Annotated in this window: 17 protein-coding genes and 1 pseudogene; 3 read left to right on the top strand and 15 right to left on the bottom strand. The window is 57.8% G+C overall.

Annotated features, from left to right (window positions below; all coding sequences use genetic code 11):
• Positions 1-75: 75 nt before the first annotated feature.
• Positions 76-1,359: a RhtX/FptX family siderophore transporter gene (locus ASD46_RS07935; RefSeq protein ID WP_082546144.1), complete on the top strand. Its 1,284-nt coding sequence runs from the start codon at positions 76-78 to the stop codon at positions 1,357-1,359.
• Positions 1,360-1,413: 54 nt separating this feature from the next.
• Here ASD46_RS07935 and ASD46_RS07930 read toward each other — a convergent pair whose 3' ends face one another.
• The gene (locus ASD46_RS07930) at positions 1,414-2,373 is read right to left on the bottom strand and encodes a helix-turn-helix transcriptional regulator (protein WP_200951520.1); all 960 of its coding nucleotides are present in this window, start codon (positions 2,371-2,373) and stop codon (positions 1,414-1,416) included.
• A gap of 161 nt (positions 2,374-2,534) precedes the next feature.
• Between ASD46_RS07930 and ASD46_RS07925 the strand changes: the two genes are divergently transcribed.
• Together ASD46_RS07925 and ASD46_RS07920 are read left to right on the top strand one after the other, a co-directional pair.
• Positions 2,535-4,787 carry a TonB-dependent receptor gene (locus ASD46_RS07925; RefSeq protein WP_060641967.1) on the top strand — a complete coding sequence of 751 codons (2,253 nt, stop codon included), beginning with the start codon at positions 2,535-2,537 and terminating at the stop codon, positions 4,785-4,787.
• Between the two features lie 306 nt (positions 4,788-5,093).
• Positions 5,094-6,632 (top strand): annotated as a pseudogene (locus ASD46_RS07920) (IS3 family transposase).
• A gap of 503 nt (positions 6,633-7,135) precedes the next feature.
• Here ASD46_RS07920 and ASD46_RS07915 read toward each other — a convergent pair.
• From ASD46_RS07915 to ASD46_RS07845, 14 genes are all read right to left on the bottom strand, one after another.
• Positions 7,136-7,396: a hypothetical protein gene (locus ASD46_RS07915; protein WP_060641966.1), complete on the bottom strand. Its 261-nt coding sequence runs from the start codon at positions 7,394-7,396 to the stop codon at positions 7,136-7,138.
• Positions 7,397-8,032: 636 nt separating this feature from the next.
• Positions 8,033-9,034: an IS30 family transposase gene (locus tag ASD46_RS07905; protein WP_060641964.1), complete on the bottom strand. Its 1,002-nt coding sequence runs from the start codon at positions 9,032-9,034 to the stop codon at positions 8,033-8,035.
• A gap of 245 nt (positions 9,035-9,279) precedes the next feature.
• On the bottom strand, positions 9,280-9,579 hold the full coding sequence (locus ASD46_RS07900) for a hypothetical protein (protein WP_060641963.1): 300 nt from the start codon (positions 9,577-9,579) through the stop codon (positions 9,280-9,282).
• Positions 9,580-9,810: 231 nt separating this feature from the next.
• Complete coding sequence (locus tag ASD46_RS07895) at positions 9,811-10,515, bottom strand: HpcH/HpaI aldolase family protein (protein WP_060641962.1); 705 nt, start codon at positions 10,513-10,515, stop codon at positions 9,811-9,813.
• Between the two features lie 13 nt (positions 10,516-10,528).
• Positions 10,529-11,332 (bottom strand): SDR family oxidoreductase, encoded by an 804-nt coding sequence (locus ASD46_RS07890; RefSeq protein WP_060641961.1) that lies wholly within the window; start codon positions 11,330-11,332, stop codon positions 10,529-10,531.
• Between the two features lie 9 nt (positions 11,333-11,341).
• Positions 11,342-13,018 carry a hydantoinase B/oxoprolinase family protein gene (locus ASD46_RS07885; protein ID WP_060641960.1) on the bottom strand — a complete coding sequence of 559 codons (1,677 nt, stop codon included), beginning with the start codon at positions 13,016-13,018 and terminating at the stop codon, positions 11,342-11,344.
• Positions 13,019-13,029: 11 nt separating this feature from the next.
• On the bottom strand, positions 13,030-15,093 hold the full coding sequence (locus ASD46_RS07880) for a hydantoinase/oxoprolinase family protein (RefSeq protein ID WP_060641959.1): 2,064 nt from the start codon (positions 15,091-15,093) through the stop codon (positions 13,030-13,032).
• A gap of 146 nt (positions 15,094-15,239) precedes the next feature.
• Positions 15,240-16,178 carry a nitrogen assimilation transcriptional regulator NAC gene (gene nac / locus ASD46_RS07875; RefSeq protein ID WP_060641958.1) on the bottom strand — a complete coding sequence of 313 codons (939 nt, stop codon included), beginning with the start codon at positions 16,176-16,178 and terminating at the stop codon, positions 15,240-15,242.
• Between the two features lie 165 nt (positions 16,179-16,343).
• Positions 16,344-17,552: an aspartate transaminase gene (locus ASD46_RS07870; RefSeq protein ID WP_060641957.1), complete on the bottom strand. Its 1,209-nt coding sequence runs from the start codon at positions 17,550-17,552 to the stop codon at positions 16,344-16,346.
• Positions 17,553-17,588: 36 nt separating this feature from the next.
• Entirely contained in the window at positions 17,589-18,332 is a 744-nt protein-coding gene (locus tag ASD46_RS07865; RefSeq protein ID WP_060641956.1) for an ABC transporter ATP-binding protein, read from the bottom strand.
• A complete protein-coding gene (locus ASD46_RS07860) occupies positions 18,322-19,095 on the bottom strand; it encodes an ABC transporter ATP-binding protein (RefSeq protein ID WP_060641955.1) in 774 nt (257 codons plus the stop codon). Before ASD46_RS07860 ends, ASD46_RS07865 begins: the two co-directional genes overlap by 11 nt.
• On the bottom strand, positions 19,092-20,078 hold the full coding sequence (locus ASD46_RS07855; RefSeq protein WP_060641954.1) for a branched-chain amino acid ABC transporter permease: 987 nt from the start codon (positions 20,076-20,078) through the stop codon (positions 19,092-19,094). The genes ASD46_RS07860 and ASD46_RS07855 overlap by 4 nt, the downstream gene beginning before the upstream one ends.
• A gap of 42 nt (positions 20,079-20,120) precedes the next feature.
• Positions 20,121-20,993 (bottom strand): branched-chain amino acid ABC transporter permease, encoded by an 873-nt coding sequence (locus ASD46_RS07850; protein WP_060641953.1) that lies wholly within the window; start codon positions 20,991-20,993, stop codon positions 20,121-20,123.
• Positions 20,994-21,014: 21 nt separating this feature from the next.
• Positions 21,015-22,205, bottom strand: a complete 1,191-nt coding sequence (locus ASD46_RS07845) for an ABC transporter substrate-binding protein (RefSeq protein WP_060642080.1) — start codon at positions 22,203-22,205, stop codon at positions 21,015-21,017.
• Positions 22,206-22,227: the final 22 nt, after the last annotated feature.

The raw sequence follows: 22,227 nt of genomic DNA, 5'->3' as shown, positions 1-22,227 counted from the left end.
TCCTGTTTACGCTCCGGGACAGACCGGCGTTTGAAGCGCTGAAAACCTTACCTGGGTCTGTGGTGTTCCGGGCTCATGAATTCGGTTCTTGCAATGGCCCAAATCGACGACGCGATTCCTGGCGACACCGTTTCGACTTCGACTTCGACGTTCGAGCGGCGGTTGATGTATGTGCTGGGCGGTCTTTACCTCGCTCAGGGGATACCAACGTATTTGCTTTTGGTGGCCCTGCCGCCGATCATGCGTGAGAGTGGGGCATCGCGCACGTCTATCGGGCTGTTTTCGTTGCTGATGCTGCCGCTCATCCTGAAATTTGCGGTCGCACCGTTGGTGGATCGATGGTCTCCGTTACCCAAGCTTGGCCATCGCCGCGGCTGGGTTGTGCCGACCCAGCTTCTCGTCAGCGCCGGTATCGCTTCCATGACGCTGGTGGATCCGAGCGATGCCACGGTCCTTTTTGCAATTTGCATATCGATCACGCTTGTCTCCTCAATCCAGGATATTGCAACCGACGGCTACGCCGTAAGATGCCTGACCGACAAGACGCGCTCGCTGGGGAATGCCGTGCAGGCGGGTGCCGTAGCGCTGGGCGTAATCGTTGGCGGGACGGCGGCACTGGTGGTGTTTCATGTCGCTGGATGGCGCACGATGATACTGCTGGTAGCCGCGCTGTCGTTGCTGCCCCTTCTTGCAGCCCTGGCGATGCAGCCGGAAGCGCCCACGGTTGGCAAAGAAAAAAAGCGCGCAAGCCTTGCTGGTTTTTTCCGCCGTCCGAGTGCCTGGCTGATCCTCGGATTTGCGCTGACATACCGGGCGAGCGAAGGTCTCGTGCGCGGGATGGAAGGCACCTATCTGGTTGACAGCAAGGTCCCGGCTGACTGGATCGGTTACCTCTCTGGCGGAGCGGCGGCAACTGCGGGCCTGATCGGCGTGGGTATCGCTGCCTCCATTATCCGCAAGGTTGGCTTGACGACAACGCTCATCCTGCTGGGTGGCCTCAGGAGCTTGTGCTTCCTCGCCTTCACGCTGAATGCGTCCGGCGTCTGGCCCGGCATGTGGGTGGCGATGTCGGCCTCGGCATTCCAGACGCTGATCCGCTACATGGAGCTGGTAGCCATCTATTCATTCTTCATGAAGAACTCTTCGGACGATCAGCCAGGAACGGATTTTACCATTCTCACCTGTGCCGAACTGGTCGTCTACATGGTTGGTGCATCCGCAGCCGGCCTGGTTGCCGACCGGATGGGTTATTCCGCGCTGTTTTCGACGGCAACAGTTCTTTCGCTTGTCGGAATGGCACTTTCCGTCTGGTTCCTTGGAAGGATTGGACGCGGTTCAGGCGCGTCGCTACGGCGATGATCACAAGCGGCCGGAGTGACGCATTCCAGCGGTGTCACGAGACGGCTTAATTCCTCACAGGTTTTTTGCCTCGTCAGGCGCCGTCATGCGGCGCAGGTCTGTCGGGCGTATTCCGTAGCGACTGCGGAAGGTGCGATTGAAATATGACAGGTCGTTGAAACCGACGCTGTAGACGATCTGGCTGATCGGAGTTGCGGTGTTCTCGGCAAGAATCAGGCTCTTGGCGAGCACCAGCCGCCGCTCCAGCACGTAGCGCGAAAAGGTCGTGCCTGTCCGACTGAAAAGTTTCTGGATCGCGCGCGGTGTGATGCCTTCGGTGCGTGCCACATCAGCTATCGAAAACGCACCGTCGGCAAGATTTTCCTCAACCATCGCCTTGATCGCTTCAATGCGGTTTTGCGGAACTGCCGAAGGCGCAACCTCGTTCCCATATCGGGCGAGAACGGGAAGCAGGGCGTAGAAGTGCGCCACCATCATGGTGGCATGCTCTTTGTCCTGATGGTCCTGTTGAAGAAGATATCCTGCATAGTGGGTCAACAACTGCAATGGCAGGCATTCTGCTAAAAAGGGCCGCAACAAGATCCGGTCGATCGACTTTCGTGCAAGGGTGAGGGCGGCATGGGGAAGATGGGCGCAGTCGAGGCGCCCGCCTTCCGGCAAAATAATTTCCGATGCCATATCCGTGGGAAGGATGATGACATCACGGGGTTCCAGTTCGAAAGTGTGCTTGCGATGATGGACAATCAAGGTTCCGTCAGTTGCACGCAACATCGCGATATCAGGCCTGCCGATCCCATGAGCTGTCAGCCGCAAGGGTGTTTTGGGCAGGTAAACGGTTGCGAGAGAAAGGTTTTCGTGTTTCCAGACAAGGCCGGTGACACCCGCCAGATCACCGTCTTCAACGGTGATTGTTGCTTCTCCCAACATGTCTAGAAGGATTGTGCGGCAGACCAGTCTGCTTTCTGGATCAGGTAGCGAGAGGGTTCCAAGTTTCAGGGGGCGGACTACTTCCATGAAAAATCAAACCTGTCTTTGCTGTTGATGTTCGCATCTATCCAAATCGGGTTCGTTCCCATCCAAGCCCGGCAGTTTCATAGCGCATAAAACATGATCAAAATAGTCTTGTATTTTCCGAGGAACGACTTGGAAGATATTTTTTGCGCATTGGGGGCGACATGATCGGAAAGTGGAATGTCGGCGTTAGTCTTGTGGCTATCGTCGTCGCAATCGGGGGCGGCAACGACGCCGCTCAGGCGCAGGATACGTCTCAGAACGCGCAGTCAGACAATGGTTCTACGGTGCTGGAGCCGATCGTTGTAAGTGGCAACCGTATACCCCAGCAAATCTCGCGGACGGCGCGAACGATTTATGTCGTTGATGCACAGGCCATCGAGGCCGAAGCCCGTTCGGGCAAGTCGCTTCAGCAGATTCTTGCTGAGAGAGTTCCAAGTTTCGACCCCGCCAGCGAAGGTGCGCGCACAGCCTATGGCCAGAACCTGCGGGGACGCACGGCCCTCATTCTCATCGATGGTGTTTCGATGAACTCGGCGCGCTCCCTGAGCCGCCAGTTCGATGCAATCGATCCGTTCAATGTCGAGCGTGTCGAGGTTCTGTCTGGCGCGACGGCAATCTATGGCGGCAATGCAACAGGTGGTGTCATCAACATCATCACGAAGAAGGGGAAAGATGCGCCGGACGGTTTGCGCGGTGAAGTGACGGCGGGCCTTGGCAGTGGCTTTGGCCGTACCCGTGACCTTGACCGCAACGGTGCAGGTGCCGTGACCTATAACAGCGAAAACTGGGATGCGCGTTTCTCCATCGCCGGCAACCAGACCGGAGCCTTTTACGATGGCTCAGGCACAATGCTCACCCCCGATATCACCCAGACGTCCACAGCATTCAACAAGCGCATCGATGTCATGGGAACTGTCGGTTTGCAGATCGATGACGACAGGCGCCTTGAGGTGTCCGGCCAGTTTTATGACAGCGCCCAGGATTCGCCGTTCGGGCTTTATCTTGGCGCAGGCCTTGCCGGGATCCGCAATTCCAACCTGGTTGAAACGCGGGACGGATACCGATCGGATTTCGATCCCCGCACGCGCCGTACCATGGTAAACGCGACTTACACCGACAATGATTTCCTGGGGCAGGAACTGCTTCTGCAGGGCAGCTTCCGACGGGAAGAAATCCGGTTCCACCCGTTCCCCGGTAGTGCGATTTTCTCGCCATTCGTCTATTTCGGCGGCAGCTCGCAGGATACCGACTACTACAGCATCAAGGCAGCGATGATCTCGGAGCCATTGGACGGGCTTAAGGTGACATATGGCATCGACGCCGACCGGGATTCACTCACCTCGAAACAGAACGTATTCGATTTCATCAACGTGGCGAGAAGCGGTGCGATGAATTTCAATACACGCGGCACTACCGGGCTTTATCCCGACATCGATGTCTCGTCCCTGGCCGGTTTCATACAGGGGTCTTATGAGGCGACGGACCGGCTGACGGTCAATGGTGGTGTGCGTTATCAATATGTCACGACCGACGTATCCAGCTTCGCCGGTGCGGCACAGCAGGTCGCCGTTCTCAACGGGGTCGGCTCCTCCGTGGATACCATCCCCGGCGGCGACGTCAGCTACGATGCAGCTCTCTTTAACGCAGGCGCGACCTATGAGCTGACCGACACGCAGCAGATCTATGCCAATTTCAGCCAGGGCTTCGAGCTTCCTGACCCGGCAAAATACTATGGGATCGGGCGCTATACGCTTGTTGGTGGCCGATATGTCCTCCTGGACAGCGTCAATGTCGCCGACTCCGCACTCCAGGCGATCAAGACCAACTCTTTTGAAGTCGGTTATCGTTTCAACGACGATACGTTCAGTTTCGAGACCGCGGCATATTACTCGCTATCCAACCGATCCATCGAGTTGAACCGTACGACCCTGGCTGTTGATGTCGTTGATCGTGAACGACGCGTCTACGGTCTGGAGGCTAGCGCGAGCATGAAACTGGATTACGGCTTTGATGTCGGCGCATCCGGTCATTGGGTGAAGTCAGAAATCAAGGCCGACGGTAACTGGGAGAAGGAAAACATCGGTACGGCCAGCGTTTCCAAGCTCGGCGGGTATGTCGGCTGGACGAAAGATAACTTCAACGTCAAGCTTGCCGGGCAGCATGCCTTCAACCTTAGCGACGATGACAGCGGGAAGATTGATGGTTATACCCTGTTCGATCTAACCGGTGCCTATCGTTTCGAAGCGCAGGATACGACCCTTCGCTTCGGCGTAATGAACCTGTTCGATACCGATTACACAACCATATGGGGCGCACGCGCCAACGCGCTTTATGGGGCTTTGGCAAATGAAGCCGTGTTCGACTACAAGGGACGAGGACGCACTTTCGCCGTTTCACTGACGAAAGTTTTCTGACGGGTCAATAGGGCGATATGCGGCGGGGGATCGTGACTCCCGCCACACCCCGCGAGGTCGCCGGATGACTGGTCCCTGTCGTCTATCGTGCCTTCAATCTCCATGGCCGCGGCACAGTCTAGCTATATCGGGAGGGCCGGCGGGTTCTGGTTTCCGATGCTGATGGAGTAATCACTCGCACTTGGTCTGACCTGTGTAGCTCGCTCCAGCGCTCGGCAATCAAGTACTGATCGCCTACAGGGGGTGAAAATTGGATGTGGAAAAGGGGGGTGCGGACGAAAACTTGGACCACCAAGGAGGTAGTTCATGTATTCCTACGCAGACAGACTTCGAGCGGTTGAGCTCTATATACGGCTTGGCAAGCGGCTTAACGCGACCATTCGCCAGCTGGGATATCCCACCAAGAATGCGTTGAGGGGCTGGTACCGCGAGTACGTACAGCATCTCGACCTGCGTGTTCAGCCGGCTGCCCGAGCGCCAAAATATTCAGAGGCTCAGAGGCAGGCGGCACTTGAGCACTTTCGCACCCATGATCGTTGCATCTCTGCGACAATGAGGGCGCTTGGCTATCCCGGTCGGGGGACTTTGACCGGATGGGTCCGGGAGGCATTTCCTGAGACGCGAACATCGCTGGTCGGTCGATCGTGGCATCCTGGCTGCTGCGAGGAGGTCCGGAAAGCAGGAGTCATCGGGCTATGCAGTGGAGATGAAACTGCTCAACAGGTAGCTGACCGACTGGGCGTGCCAAGGCCAACATTGTACAGCTGGAAAGATCAGCTACTCGGTCATGAGGCTCCCTCATCCATGAAACGCCGCAAATCCAACCCCAAGGTGCCTGAACGTGAAGAGCTCGAGCGACAGCTTGAAGCCCTCCAGCGTGATGTCCGCCAGTTACAACTCGAGCATGATCTCCTGAAGAAGGCCAACGAACTCCTAAAAAAAGACCTGGGCGTCGATCTGCAGATCCTGAGCAATCGGGAAAAGACACAGCTGATTGACGCCCTCAAGGAAGTTTATCGCTTGCCAGAGCTGCTCGCCCAGCTTCGAATTGCCCGAAGCTCCTACTTCTACCATCGCGCCCGCATATGTCTGGCAGACAAGTATGCCGCCGTCCGCCACAGCCTAGCGGAAATCTTTCAAGCAAACCGTCGTTGCTAGGGTTATCGACGACTGCAGGCGTCGTTGGCCAGACAGAGCGTGATAATCTCGGAGAAGGTCGTCCAGCGATTGATGAAGCAGGAGCAGTTGGTCGTTGCCAGGCCGCGTCGACGGCGGTTTGGATCCTATCTGGGAGAGATCAGTCCCGAGCCCGAGAACCTGATCAATCGCGACTTCCATGCAAAAGCGCCGAACGTGAAATGGCTGACAGACATCACCGAGTTCCAGATCCCTGCGGGCAAAGTGTACCTTTCGCCGATCATCGACTGCTTTGACGGCATGGTCATCAGTTGGTCCATCGGTACACAACCAGATGCGGGTCTCGTCAACACCATGCTGGATGCGGCCATTGGGACCGTGACCGACGGCGATGAGCGGCCAATCATCCATTCCGATCGCGGAGCCCATTATCGCTGGCCCGGCTGGCTAACCCGTATCAGCGAAGCAAACCTAGTGAGCTCGATGTCCCGAAAGGGATGCTCGCAAGACAACGCCGCATGCGAAGGGTTCTTCGGCCGGTTGAAACCCGAACTCTTCTATCAACGCGACTGGAAGGCCATCACAATCGAGCAGTTCGTCGAAGAAGTGGACGCCTACATCCGATGGTACAATGAAAAGCGCATTAAAATATCGCTGGGATCACTCAGCCCGGTCGAGTACCGTCAGAGCCTCGGCCTGAATTTATGAAACAGTCCAACTTTTTATCCGCACCCCCTTATGCGCCTAACCGGCTCAGTTCTGCGTGGAAACCAACAGCACGGGGAAACACACTTGATCGATGTCAGCGGCCATCTGACATTTGATGGGTCTGACCTTATTCTGGAGGCCGCTCTTGCCGGATTTGGGCTCGCCTGGCGATCTCATTCCTGTTTTGGAAGACTGGTCTCCCGAATATCCGGGACTTAGCCTTTATTTCTCGCAACGGCGACACATGCCAGCCAAACTGCGTGCGTTCATCGAACTGATCCGAGAGCGTTCGACTAGCGATAACTGATAACCAGAGTCTATCTTACTCCTTAACCGCGTCGTTGGTTCATAGCTCTTCAACGCGAATACCGCCGCAAATTGTTTCCATTTTCAAGTTGCGGACGTAGCTTGGCGGGAAGTCTCCCGATCAATGCGCGGGCGATTCTCAGATGCAGATCGTCCCTAGGTGAGGCTGGATGATGCAGGTAAAGGTCTCGGCCGCTTCAAACATCGGCGTGCTTTATGACGTGAGGCGCCCAGGTGGATCGCGAGATTTCGTCTTCGGTCGGGTTCACCGTGTCATACTCCTCCAACAGCGTTAGGAACGCACTATTTGAATGCATGATATCCTCAGGCTTGAGGAATCCCCACTCACATTCCTCGCAATGCGCATAGATCATCTGCCGGGTCACGTCCTTCTGGAGATAAAGGCGGCCCTGATTGTCACACTGTGGGCAGGTCCCGACATAATAGAGTCTCGCCATCAATGATTGCCGCTCCCGCCATCCAAGCCGGTGTCGTTGCAGCCGCCGGTATGTGGAAGGTAGTCGTGACCGCCAGAGCTATCCGTAACGCCGCTGCCGAACACTCGCCGCAATCCCTCTCTCCGAGGCCAGATGAAGACCAACAGCACGAGCAGGACCAAGGCGAAGCTACCAGCCATCATGAATTGCAACAACAATTTCAAGTCTCCTCACTGCGTGATTTCACGGCTAGCATAGTCCGATCAGCATGAGATGGAACCAGAAAGAGACCGGGTAAGCCGCCGAATTGCATAAGTTCCCAGCATATATCTATAGCCGATAAACTCTCCTGCATCCAAGTTGATATTGAGGGGGCATCGATATGCTGGCTGGATGCGCGTTTTAAGTTCAACCATCCTGCAATACTGTGGATCGGATACCGGGTGTTTTCTCAGGACTAAGAAACGGATGATTTTACCGGTAGCAAATTCAGCTGAAACGTAACCCAGCATCGTACGGTGGGGGGCATTATCGGGGGAGGACGTGCCTGAAGGCCAATTTCACTGGCTTACAGTTTCCGGACGTGGGTTAGATGAAGTGCCAGTGGGGGGGGAGAATCTTCCCGAAGTGCATCATGCCTGTTTTGAGGGTAGGGGATCAGGCCTCTCCTTGCAAATGTGCCATGAACGCTTCGGTTGGCGTCTTGTAGCCTAGGCACTTTCTGGGTTGGTTGTTGAGTATGCGTGTGATTTGGTTCAGCATTGCTTGTGACATCTGGCTGAGGTCCGTGTTCGATGGCAAGAACCGGCGGATGCGCTTGTTAGCGTTTTCCACCGCACCTTTTTGCCAGGGCGCGCTTGGATCGCAGAACCAGCTTCGTGCGCCAATTCCATCCTCCAAAGCCCGGAATGCAGCAAACTCCGTGCCGCGATCGAAGGTAAAACTCTGGCGCGCGAATGCGGGCAGGGACGAGAACGCACGCACGATCTTGTCCATGATCGGGCGCGAATGCCGGCTCGGGTTTTTGATCAGCACCGTGTAGCGGCTTTTGCGCTCTACAAGTGATGTTACATTGGCATGTCCAAACGGACGCTCGAATATGATGAGGTCACCCTCCCAGTGCCCGAACTGCGATCTGTCTCCAATAAAATCAGGCCTTTGCGATATGCGATGGCTCGCGGGGAATACGCCGTCGCGAGGCTTCCTTGAGCCCAGTGGGCGACGTTTGCGACGCGCTTCCGGCAGGTATCTATAGAGACCGAGTTCGTAATCTTCCTTGCTGTAGATGAACCGGTAGATCGTTTCTGCAGACACGCGAACGGGGCTTCTTCTTTCCGACAGCAGACGTCCGGCGATCTGCTCTGGAGACCACCGAGCCTCCAGTTGACTGATAACTTCAGCACGAAGATCTGGATGGCGTCGAAGCTTTCTCAGACGCCGCCGACGTTCGCGCGTAATCTCATCAGCAATGGTCGGAAAGTAGCCGCTGTATTCAGGAAGTTCCTGATCGCGGAACGTGTTTCGACGGATCTCCCGATAGATCGTCGATCGGTGGCGTCCTAGCCGACGGGCCATTTCATTGACAGCAAGTTTCTGCTCTACGAAGCGATGAAGAAGACGACGATCGGCGAGGGTCATTTGCTGATAACAGTCAGACATGCCAAAATCTCCAAAGTGAAGCCATTGAAATCATTGGCATGTCGCACTTGAAAATAGAATGTACCCGGCTACATACGATAATCGCATAAGATATATTATGGAACAGAATTTCGAATAGGCGATGCTCTTTCAATTCTGATGGGAATATAGCGATACGCGCAGGTGCGAACGGTGAGTGGTTCTATAAGTCGTCACCTTGGGCATTCTCCCGGTCCAGACCATCGAAGCGCTTTCAGGACGAGCAGTTATGAAAGGTTCTCTCCGTAAAAAAGCATCATTACAGTGAAGACGAGAACACCAAAGCCTGCCAAGCCGAAAGCGCGAAAAGAGGAAGCTCGGCCTTTCTGAAGCAGTGCTACCACAAAAGCGCAGACAGACCAGAGCGCTGTGAAAATTATCAATAACCAGGAATACACAAACGGACCAAGGTCGTAGCCTCCCCCGCCAATTGATGGTGCAGTATCTGTATCGACTTGAGCTGCTATCAGAACCGACACAGGGACAGCTAGCATCAGCAGCCAAATATAGAGCGACTTGTTTTCCATAGGGTTTAAAATCGCCTTATTTTGGAGGTCGATCCACCAGTTCTGGCGTATATGTTTGACCCGATGTGGCTCGTCAATATCGTGATAGTTGCTCTACTAGACTGCGCGACGAACGCCAAGAGAGCTTTCGATCGCCCGCAAAAACCGAATGTCACATCCTTAATCGATCCCTTAGACGACCGCGTTATGAGCGCACGAGAGCCCGAACAGCTGGAAGCTCATCCGATACTGCTAGCGCGCTATGGTTTGCTTGATGCTCGCGATACCTCGCCTCAGAAATGGATCCGTGTGGATATAGAAATACTGGGCGCCTTTATCGAGCCAGTGCGGCAGTTCGTTTGCCGTGGCCAGCGTGCCGGCTATCTTTCCGGCCTTGCGGATTTTCTCAATCGCGACCCCGACTTTTTCCATGACAGCGGCCGGACGCGGTTCGCCGAGTGGTGGAGCGGGCGGATAACCCATGTCCTGGGAGAGATCACCAGGACCAATGAAGAAGACGTCGACGCCCTCGACCTTGACCATCTCGTCGAGATGGTTGTCGATCGCGTTCTGCGTTTCGATCATTGCCACGACGAGGCGTTTTTCGTAATCGGAGGGCAGCGCGTAACGGACTGCATCAACGATCGCGAGGGCCTGTTCCGGAGTCTCGACCATTGGAACCATGATGCCGTCAGCACCCGCATTAAGGTAACGAATGATCAGCGGTCGTTCGTGCGAATGCGGACGAACGACCGCTGCGCCGCCGGCGGAGCGTACGATCTGCCCTGTCATGCGAACGTCCTCAAAACTCCAGGTGCCATGTTCGCAGTCCAGGAACACGGCGTCTGCTCCCAACTCTATCAGCCGGCCTGCGAGTCCGGTCGAGACATGATGGGTATTGTACATGGTGATCGCCTCGCCTGCCAAAAGCCGCGAGCGCAACTTCGCTCCGTTCATCGTTTTCTCCCAGTTACTTATTCGGCAAGTCCGGCGTATCAGCTGGCGCCCCCACCCAGCGTGCGATCTCGATGTCAGCAGACGTGTCGCGCATGAATGTCGGGCAGATGTGCAGTTCGGGGATGACGGCGCCGTTGTTTAGGCTTGCACAGAGCGAGATCGCCCGAGCGACATCATGAGGATCAATCATCACGGCGCGTTCTTCCTTGAGAGGTGGACGCGCGCGGTTGTTCATGATCGGCGTGTCTGTCTCACCCGGCAGGATGGTCGTCGCCCGGATCCCCTGGTTGCGATAGGTATTGTGAAGGAAGGTCATGAAATTCTTCACGCCCGCCTTCGCAGCGCCATAGGCAACGCCGCCCAAGAGATTGGGATTGAGGGCCGCGAGCGAAGAGACTGTAATGATGGTCCCCTCACCCTTTTCGATCATCGCCGGCAGCACGGCCTGTGTCAGGTTGAACACCGCCGTCAGATTGACGTTGATGGTGGCGTTCCACTCGTCCTCGCTGATGAAGCGGGCGTTGAGAACCTTGCTGGCAGAACCGGCATTGTTCACGAGGATATCGATGGGGCCGACCGCTTCCCGGATCGACTTGATCGTGTCGAAGATCGCGTCACGCGAGGCAATGTCCAGCGTACGGGCGACAGCTTTGCCCTTCTTCTTTTCGATCAACTCCGCGACTTCCCGCAGCGGATCGAGGCGGCGGCCGGTCAGCACAACCGTTGCTCCTTCCTTCGCAAGCAGGATTGCAGTTTCACGGCCGATGCCCGAGCCGGCCCCGGTTACCAGAGCGATCTTTCCGTTCAGTAGTCCCATCGTCGTCTCCTATTCGGCTGCGGCAGCAAGGGCACCAGAATAGCCGAAGATTTCCTTTGCCGCCTTCGAGGTTACCAAGCCTTCGGCAATATCCTGCTCGATCAATTCGTGCGAGCGTTCTGCAGCACGGCCCCAGCCGCCGCCGCCAGGCGTCTGGACTTCGAGACGTTCGCCCGTCTGAAGAACGACCTTGCCCTTCGGGAAATGCGACTTTCCTTCCTTCATCACCTTTCCGGCGGAGCCGTGCTGCCCTTCCACCACGCCAAAGCAGGGATGGCGAACGCGTTCCGATGCCAGATAGATGTTCATCGGGTTCCTGCCGAGATTGCGCAGAACGACACGCTGGCCAAGGCCGCCGCGATGTTTGCCAGCACCGCCGGAGTCGGCGATAAGCTCCTTACGTTCCGTCAGGACCGGAACGGCAACCTCGAACATTTCGATCGCCGTGACCTTGCAGTTGGACGGGAAGCTTAGCGTATCCAGCCCATCGAATTCGGCGCGGGCTCCCTGACCGCCGTGGAAATTCTGCACGGAGGCATATTGCGTTCCGTCATTGCGCTGGCCTACGCAATTGGCAGCCCAGATCGGCGCACCGCCACTGTCGCCCAGCACCTTTTCCGGCACGATGCCTTCAAGCGCCTTGAAGATCAGCGAGGGAATGACGTGACCGATGAGGTTGCGCGAATTGCCCGCCGTCCATTCCTGCGGATTGAGAATGCAGCCGAGCGGCGCCTCATCGGTGATCGGAACGATGCAGCCCTCATTATTGGGCGTTTCGGCATCGAGCAGGCATTTTAATGCGTAGACCGAATGGGCGTAACGGTAGTTGGTGCGGCAGTTGATCGAGTGCAGCACCTGATCCGACGTGCCCGTATAATCCACATGGATGGAGTCATCCCTGACGATAACAGAGGCTTTGAGTTTGACGTCGACATCGTAGCCGTCGAGCAGAACCTCGGCGGAATAGGTACCGTTCGGCCATTCGCGGATTGCTTTGCGGGTCTGCGCCTCGGAGCGGGTATGGATGGCGTCTGCAAGTCCGTCGACATCGTCCAGCCCGTATTCGTCGAGGAATTTCACCAGTTCGCGGCCCATGACGTTATTGGCGGCGATCATCGATTCCAGATCGCCGCGCACTTCCGTGGGAAGACGGACAGAGGCTGCGATGATGTCGAACACGTCCTCGTTCGGAACGCCGGCCTTGAGCATCTTGACGATGGGGAAACGGATGCCTTCCGCAAAAATGTCGCTGGCCTCCGAATGCAGCGGCGCACCGCCGATGTCGGGAAGGTGGGCGATCGATCCCGCATAGGCGACGACCTTGCCGTTCTTGAAGATTGGCGTAATCATCGTCACGTCAGGCAGGTGGCCGGTTCCGATTTCGGGATCGTTGGTGGCGAGAACATCGCCCTCTTCCAGCTTATCAACCGGAAACTTCGGCAGGAAATATTTCTGGGCGGCTGCGGGCAGCGAGGTGATGAAGACGGGGATCGACCAGGTGCATTGCGCCAGCGCCCTGCCCTTACTGTCGAGAAGTACGGTTACGTAATCATGGTTCTCGCGCACGATCGGCGAGAACGCGGTCTTGCCAAGCACGTTATCGGCCTGATCCGCGATGAAGATCAAGCGGTTCCACATGACCTGAAGGTTGATCGGATCGTTGAAATCGGTAGCGGGTTTCGACATCTGATTGCCCCTTAGAGAATATTGATCACGAGATTGCCGTGGGCATCGACGTGAAAGGTGCCGCTCGGTCCGACGACAGCCGTCGATTCACGCTGCTCGACGATGGCAGGTCCCTTGACCTCGTGGCCGACCGGCAGCTTGTAGTGGTCGTAGACCGAGGTCTCGACATAGCTGCTCGCCTCCTGGAAATAGACTGCGCGGCTGCCTTTTTTCGCTTCGGCAACGACGGTTTCGTGCGGCCGGGTGACCTGATCCTTTTCGCCGCTGGCGCGCAGACGCCAGGTGATGACTTCCAGTGGTGCGGCGACGGTGCGGCCGAACAATTCGCGGTAGAGCTTGAAGAAGCTGCTGCGCAGTTCTTCGAGGAAGGCTTCTTTCGGCAGGCTGCGGTCAGGAAGCACCACGGTGATTTCGTGTCCCTGCCCTACATGGCGCATATCCACGGTATAACGATTGCTGATAGTCTCTTTGGCAACACCCGCGGCCGAGACGACTTCCGCGCCCTGGGCGGAGAGATCGTCGAGGAGACGGTTCATCGCATCGATATCCCAGGCCTCGATTGCCATCGGATGGCTTGCAGAGAGATCGACGGCGACCGGTGCGATGAGCAGACCGATGGCAGAGCTGACGCCGGCACCGGTCGGGCAGATGATGCGCGAGATGCCGAGCTTGCGGGCAATACCATAGGCATGCACCGGACCTGCGCCGCCAAAGGCTACCATCGGCAATGAACGTGGATCGACGCCAAGGTCTGTCGCATGCATGGCGGCGGCCTTGCTCATGGATTCGTTGACGAGATCGTGGATGCCCCAGGCGCAACGTTCGACCGATACATCTAGCGAGGCGGCCAGTTTCGACATTGCCTGATGTGCGGCGTCTTTTGAAACCTTGAAAGAGCCGCCGACAAAGGATTCCGTTCCCATATAGCCGAGAAGGATATCGGCATCGGTCACCGTCGGCTCGATTCCACCGCGCTGATAGGCGGCCGGTCCCGGCATGGCACCTGCGGAATGGGGACCGACGTCGAGGAGACCGAGGGGGTTCTTCGCCGCGATGGAACCGCCGCCGGCGCCGATCTCGATCATCTGGATCGACTGGATCTTCAGCGGAAAACCGGATCCCTTGCGGAAACGCTGGTAGTGCGCGACTTCGAGATCGGTGCCAACGTTCGGCTCGCCATCGGGTATGAGGCAGAGCTTGGCGGTGGTGCCGCCCATGTCGAAGGACAGAACGCTCGCCTCACCCGCCGTGCGGCCGAATTCGGCGGCAGCGACTGCACCCGCTGCGGGGCCGGATTCGATCAGGCGGACGGGAAGTTCTGCCGCGCGGCTGCTCGGGACAAGCCCGCCCGAAGACGTCATCCAGAGCACCTGCCGGTCGATGCCCCTGTTGGCAAATTCCTTCTGTAGATGGGCAACGTGTCCGGACATTTGCGGGCGGGTATAGGCATTGACCACCGTCGTTGAGGCGCGGTCGAATTCACGCATTTCCGGGCAGACCTCGGAAGACAAGGAAACGAAGATATCCGGGTCTTCTTCGCGCAGGAGTGCGGCGACACGCTGCTCATGCTGCGGATATTTATAGGCATGCAGCAGGCAGACCGCTACCGAGCGGATACCCTTTTCCTTCAGCCGCTCGGCAATCTCGCGGACGGTCTCTTCCTTCAGTTCCGTTATTACTTCGCCATCGGCAGCAATGCGTTCCTCGGCGCCAAAGCTGTTGGCGCGGGTGACGAGCGGATCGGGATATTTGATGTTCAGGTCGTACAGATCGTAGCGTCCCTCGTTGCGGATGCGCAGCATGTCCTGGAAGCCATCCGTGGTCACGAAACCGGTTTCCACGCCCTTGCGCTCAAGCACCGCATTGGTAACGACGGTGGTCGCACCAAGCACCTGCAGCTTGTCAATCGCGATCGTGTCCGCATGTTTTTCGAGCAGTTCCGACACGCCCTGCACAACGGCTTCGGCCGGATTTTTAGGCGTGCTCAGGACTTTATGGAGGTGAAGTTCGCCGCTGTCGTCCAAAAGCGCGAAATCGGTAAATGTACCGCCAGTATCGAAAGCCAGTTTTGCCATTGTTTCCCTCGAGCGACCATGCAGCATTTTTTGCTGCCTTGTGGACCCACAGGTCGGGCCCGTTCACTGATGGGAAATTGAAACGTTCGGCCGGCCTTTGCCAACACAACCTCGGTCTGGCGCCATAGGGTTTGCTTATAGCGAATTCACACGGCACGAATGCCCGGATGATGCCCACTCTTCAGCTTCGTCACGATTTCGAGAAGCACGGAACGCGCCGCCAGCGCCGGTTCCGACAGCGGCATGTGATCGGAGACGCAAAGCGACACCGTGGCATCGATGACTGGGGTTGTGAGGGGATGCAGCTGCGCGCCGCTGAAGCTCGCGGTTTCCAGTACAACCGAGGCCGGAAGGATGGTCGAGCCGAGGCCATCCAGTACCGCGGCCCCCAGCGCAGGCACCGATTCCAGTTCTGAAATCACCTCCGGCTTCGCGCGCGCCCGTGCCAGGCCCTCATCGATGAGCCGGCGAAGGAAATGCGCCTTGCTTGGCAGCAGCATCGGCCGGCCATCGAGCACTGAGAGGGGAAGCGGCTGACCGGGTTCGGCAGGCAACACCATGTCGACAGGCGAGACAAGGAACATCTCTTCGCGAAACAGCGGTTCCAGCGTCACGCCCTTGATCGGATCGGACGTGTAGATGAGTGCCATGTCCATTTTGCCGGTCATGATCAACTCGCTGAGGATATGGCCGAAGCTGTCGTTAATATGAACCGTGATGGCAGGAAATCGCGCCCGCATCTCCTTGATGAGCGGCAACGATAGCGCACTCGACGAGGAATATGTCGCGAGTCCGATGGAGACGCGGCCGGAAAGCGAGCGCGTCGAGCGGTCAATGTCAGTCTGCGCCTGCTCGATCTGCTTCAGCATGATCTGTGCATGGCGGTAAAGGATCAAGCCGGCTTCGGTTGGCGTGATGCCGACATTGCTGCGCAGCAGAAGCTGGTGCTTGAAGTGTTGCTCCAGCGAGGCGATCTGCTGAGACAGCGCTGGCTGGGCTACGTGAAGGATGCTGGCGGCACGCGAAACGCTGCCGGTATCGACGATCTTTACGAAGCTTTTGAGTTTTTTGAAGTCGACGCTCATCGGTCCCCACTTTATGCGGAAACCCTAGCGCATCGGCGCAGAAACAGAAATCGATTTCTGCAGCGAGAGTACGTAATTTCAATGGGATAGAGTGCTTTTGCCTTCATCCGACGGTCAAACTCTGTGGGACGCGCAAAAGAATCCTTCTGCGCGTCCGATCTGTTTTTAACGCAGCGCCGCCACAGCACGTTCGATGCGGTTGCAGGCATCCTCAAGCACGTCCATTGAGGTGGCGAAGGAAATGCGGAAATAGGGCGAGAGCCCGTAGGCGGCGCCCTGAAGAGCCGCCACGCCGACGCTGTCGAGGAGATAGAGGACAAAGTCGAGGTCGTTTTCGATCACCTTGCCATCCGCCGTGGTCTTGCCGATCACGCCGGCGCAGCTTGGATAGAGATAGAATGCCCCATCCGGAACCGTGCAGGAGAGGCCGGGGATGGCGTTCAGGCGCTCACAGGCGTAGTCGCGCCGCTTTTTGTAGACCGCAATGCTTTCCGTCACGAATGTCTGGTCACCCGAAAGCGCATGGGCTGCGGCAGCCTGGCTGACGGAGGACGGGCAGGATGACATCTGCGATTGCAACTTGTTGATAGCGGCAATGAGTGCTGCCGGCCCTGCCCCATAACCGATCCGCCATCCTGTCATGGCATAGGACTTGGAAACGCCATTGGTCAGTAGCACCCGATCCTTCAGTTCCGGAACGACGGCTACAAGGGTCTTCATCGGCTCGTCCTTGAACCAGACCTGATCGTAAATATCGTCGGAAAGCACCATGACATTGGGATGGCGAAGCAGCACCTCACCTAGCGCTTTCAGCTCCGCCTCGCTGTAGGCCGCACCCGTCGGGTTCGAGGGAGCGTTGAGGATTAGCCACATCGTCTTTGGTGTGATCGCCGCTTCAAGCGCCTTAGCTGTCAGTTTGAACCCCGTCTCCTCCGGGCAGGCGACGATGACGGGCGTGCCATCATTGGCGATGACCATGTCAGGATAAGACACCCAGTAGGGAGCTGGGATGATGACTTCCGCGCCGTTTTCCACACTTGCCATCAGCGCCAGAAACAGGATCTGCTTGGCGCCGCCGCCCACGCAGATTTCACTATCGCCATAGGTAATGTCGAGACGTTTCTGGAAGTCATCGATGATCGCCTTGCGAAGCGCGGGCGTGCCGTTGACCGAAGTGTATTTGGTTTCGCCCCTGTCTATGGCCGCATGCGCCGCTGCCTTGACGGCCTCGGGCGTATCGAAGTCCGGCTCGCCAACCGTCAGGTCGGCGATGTCGCGACCTGCGGCCTTCAGCTCCCGGGCGCGGGCCGCAGCCGCCGTGCTCGGCGATACCTTAATTCTCGACACGCGTGATGCAGGCACAAAAGTGCTCATGGGATTTCCTCGTCTGGATTGATGGCTATGGGCTTGTCAGTGCGCAGCTTCGAGTTCGCCGCGCATCTTTCCGGTCAGGAAAAGTTCGCCGAGTTCGTCATGGGTGATCTCCGCTGGCGTGCCGTCCCAGATCACCTTGCCGAGACGGAGGATGACCGCACGCTGCGCCACCTCCATAGCCTTCTTGGTGTTCTGCTCGACCAGCAGGATGGTCATGCCGTTGGCATGCAGACGCAGGAGCTCGTCGAACACGATGCCGATAGCGGCCGGTGACAGACCGACCGAGGGCTCGTCGACCAGAAGCACCTTCGGCCGCTGCAGAACCGCCATCGCCACTTCGAGCAATTGCTGCTCGCCGCCGGACATGTTGCCTGCAAGCGTCGAGCGCCGCGTCTTCAGGATCGGAAAAAGGTCGTAGACATAGTCCCGATCCGCCTTCACCTTGGCATCGCGGATAGTATAGGCGGCCATCTGCAGGTTTTCGTCGACAGTCATGACCGGGAAGTTGCAACGGCCCTGCGGCACGAAAGAAATCCCCTCGCCCAGAATGGCCCGGGAGGTAGATCCGGCAATGTTCTTGCCGCGCCAGTCGATGCCGCCTTCCTTGATCGTCGTCATGCCGTAGAGCGTCTTGAGCAGAGTGGATTTACCCGCGCCGTTCGGCCCCATGAGGGCCACGAATTGCCCGCCCGGCACCTCCAGATCGACGCCGTTCAGGATATCGAGATTGCCGTATCCCGCGCGCAGGCTCCTGATGGAAAGATTGCTGTTAGCCTCCAAGATAGGCCTCCCTCACACGCTGGTCCTTGATGATGTCATGGGGCAGCCCTTCGACCAGTTTCGTTCCCTGATCGAGCACCACCACGCGCTGGCAGATGCTGGTGACGACATCGATATTGTGTTCGATGACGAGGAAGCTGACGCCCAGCGATTTGTTCGCATACTGGATCGTCTCCACCACGCGCTCGATGATCTTCGGATTGATGCCCGCCATCGGCTCGTCCAAGAGGATAATCTTCGGTTCCGGCATCAGCATCGACGCGAACTGAATGAGTTTCTGCTGGCCACCGGAAAGATTGCCGGCCGGCTGATGGCGAACGTCCCACAGCCCTGCCATCTTGATCAGCTCGCGCGCCCGTTCCCGGAGCCCGGCCACGCGGCGGCGCGACATGCCGCCGAGACCGAATGTGGAAAGCAGCGAGGGAAAGGTGAACATCTGGCCGGCGATTACAAGGTTCTCCTCAACGTCGAGCGCCTTGAAGGTGACCGTCTTCTGGAACGACCGCAACATGCGGCCTTCGCGGGCGATGCGGTTAAGCGACCAGCCGGTGATGTCCTGTCCGTCCAGTATCACCTTGCCGGTGTCCGGCCGGGCAAGTCCGGTGCTGCAATCGAAGAAGGTAGACTTGCCGGAACCGTTCGGGCCGATCAGCCCGGCAATCTCGCCGCGATTGATGTGCATGCTGACATCGTTGACCGCCTTGACCGCACCATAGGACTTGCTGAGGTTCTTTATCTCGAGGATGGGAAGATGAGCCGTCATTTCGAACCTCCGATCGCGTTCCAGAAGCGATTGATCAAGGGGGCGAAACCTTGTCTGAACCAGAAGACGAGAACAAGAAGGCAGAACCCGTAGGCGATCATCCGCACTTCAGGAGCGACGCGAAGGGCCTCGGTCAGTCCCACGAAGAGCAGGCTGCCGAAGACGGTTCCCGAAATCATGCCTGCACCGCCGCCGAGCACGATGATCAGCATCGTCGTCGAATAATACATCTGGAAAGTCAGCGGGCTGACCACCGTCAGATAATGGGCGTAAAGGCAGCCCCCTACTCCGGCAAAAACGGCGCTCAGCATGAAGACGATCAGCTTATAGCGCCAGGTCGGGACGCCGAGGGATTCCGCCAGCGTCTCGTTTTCACGGATGGCGACCATGTTGCGGCCCGCCGGCGAGCGGACGATTGCCCATGCTGCAAGCGTTCCGAGTACGCAGATGGCAAGCGCGAGATAATAGAAATTGGTGGTTCCGCTGACGGTGAAGGAAAGCGGGCCAAGTTCGAAATAGGGTTTGGGGATGCCAGAAAGGCCCATGTCGCCACGGGTCAGCGAAATCCAATTCTTGGCAATCGCCTGGCCGATGATGACGAAACCAAGCGTACACATGACGAAGGACGTTGAACGAAGACGCAGCGCCGGAATGCCGAGCGGCAGGGCGATTGCACCGGTAACGAGGCCGGAGGCGATGAGGTTCACGTAAAACGGCGTATCGTAGTGGACCGCCAGAAGGCCTGCCGTATAGGCTCCTATGCCGAAGAACGCCGCCTGCGCCAGCGACAGCAGACCGGTGTAACCGACGAGCAGGTTGAGCCCGTGCGCTGGCAACATGAAGATGAGCGCAATGATGAGCGAGTGTGTGACGTAGCGCGTGCCGATGAAGGGCGCGGCAAGTGCGACGACGATCAGGACGGCGGCAAGCGGAATGCGCAGATCGCGGCGACGTGCCTGGGGAACGGTGTCGGTGAGAGACATGTCTAGTCCTCAAAATTCGAGAAAACTCGGCAGGCGCGACTTCTAAAAGCGCGCCTGCGTCGAAAACAAGCCGTGTGGGCGCCACATCAGCATCAGGATCAGCGTCGCGAACCCCACAGTGTCGCGGAACTGCAACCCCACATAGGTGGCGACGAGACTTTCGGCGATGCCGAGGATCATGGCCGCGAAGAAGGTTCCCCGCACGTTTCCAAGGCCGCCCATGATGATGATCGGCAGGGTCTTGAAGGTGATGAGTTCACCCATGCCGCCATAAACGCTGACATTGACCGGAGCGGTCAGAACGCCCGAGAGTGCAGCGAGCGCCGCTCCAAGGACGAAGGTCCGCAACACTACCTGCGACACATCGATACCGACCACGCCGCAGCATTCGACGTTCTGCGAGACGGCCCGCATCGCCATGCCGAGACGGCTGTAGGTGACCATCAGTTCAAGGCCGACGAAGACGATGAGGCACACGGCGAGAATGATGATGCGCTGCTGCGCCAGCGTGAAGCCGAAAATGGAAACCGGCTCGATATAACCGCCGGCGAAGAACTTGTAGCCGCCGCCGAAGACGAAAATCACGGCGTTCTGCAGGACAAGCGCGATGCCGAGGGTGGCGAGCACGCCGGACTCCGCCGGCGCCCCCACCATCCTGCGCATTACCAGCTGGCCCACCACATAGGCCACCACCACGGTGGAAAGAACACCGACGACGATCGAGGCCTCATAAGAGAGGCCGAGATAATCGATGGCGAACCACGCCCCGAAGGTTCCGAGCATGTAGTATTCGCCGTGAGCGAAATTGATGGCTCTCAGCACTCCGAAAATCATGGTCATGCCGACGGCGACGATCGCGTAGACGGAACCCGTGACGATCCCGTTTACGACTTGCTCGATAATTGTCGAGAACATGGCTGTACCCCTTCCGGTCTGTCAGTTCGCAGGGTACTGGATTTCCGCCGTGTAGGCGCCCTTGATGCTGGGCTTACCGTTCTCGATCTGAAGCAGGATCATCGGAAGGCGCGCCTGGTTGTGGTCATCGAAGGTGACCTCGCCGACCGGGCTCTTGTACTTGATCTTGGAGAGAGCCTCGCGGACCGCATTGCGGTCGGCGCTTCCGGCCTCCTTGATCGCCTGCGCGAGCAGGTTGACGGTATCCCAATGCACATAGGCGTGATTGTTGGGCGCTTCCTTGTAAGTGGCCGTGAATTTCTCGACGAAAGCCTTACTGGCGGCAGAGTCGAATTGCGGCAGCCAGGCTGCAGCCTCCACTGCGCCTTCCATGGCCTTCGGCGCGGCGGTGATCGTCTTTTCGGTGTTGAATTCGCCGTTACCGATCAGCACGACCTTGCCGGCAAGTCCGAGTTCCAGCATCTGACGGGCAACGATGGGGGTGGTGTCGGCCAGCCCATACATGATGATCGCCTGCGCGCCGTTGTCGCGGATCTTCGCCAGCACGCTGCGGAAGTCGACCTCGCCTTCCTTGTAGTAGTCCTCGCTGAGGATCTCACCCTTGAAGTCGGGCAGGTATTTCTTGGTGAAGGTAATGGCGGAACGGCCATAATCGCTGTCGACCGACAGCACCGCGAACTTGGTGAGACCACGCTGCTCGGCGGCGTATTTCGCCACCACGAGCGCGCGATTCTCGTCCGTCGGATAATTGCGGAAGGTCCATTTGAAACCGCCGACGCCCGCTTGATAGGTGATCTTCGGGTTGGAAGAAGCGGCGTTTAGAAGCAGAACCTCTGCATCTTCCGCGACAGGCTGCATGGCGAGCGTCACGGAGCTGGAGACATCGCCTATGACGAAATCCACCTCGTCCTGATCGATCAGGCGGCGGGTGGCCGAAACGCCTTCAACCGGCGTGCCTTGGCTGTCGGCGTTGAAGAGTTCGATCTGCTGGCCGTTGATGCCGCCGGCCGCATTGATGTCCTTCACCGCGAGTTCCGCGCCATGCATCGAGAAAGCGCCATAGCGCGCATTCGGGCCGCTCATCGGCGCCACGAGGCCAAGCCTGATTGTGTCGGCCGCATAAGCGGATGCGGACATGGCCGGCGACAGGCTCAGGATCGGAGCGACTGCTGCGGAAACCAGTAGAAGTCTGCGAGTAATGCCGTGTTTCATGTTCCCACTCCTTTTCGGATTT

The sequence above is a fragment of the Rhizobium sp. Root491 genome (assembly GCF_001427205.1).
Lineage (GTDB): Bacteria > Pseudomonadota > Alphaproteobacteria > Rhizobiales > Rhizobiaceae > Agrobacterium > Agrobacterium tumefaciens.
Note: the sequence above shows the minus strand (reverse complement) of the source record. Positions and strands in the feature narration are given on the sequence as shown.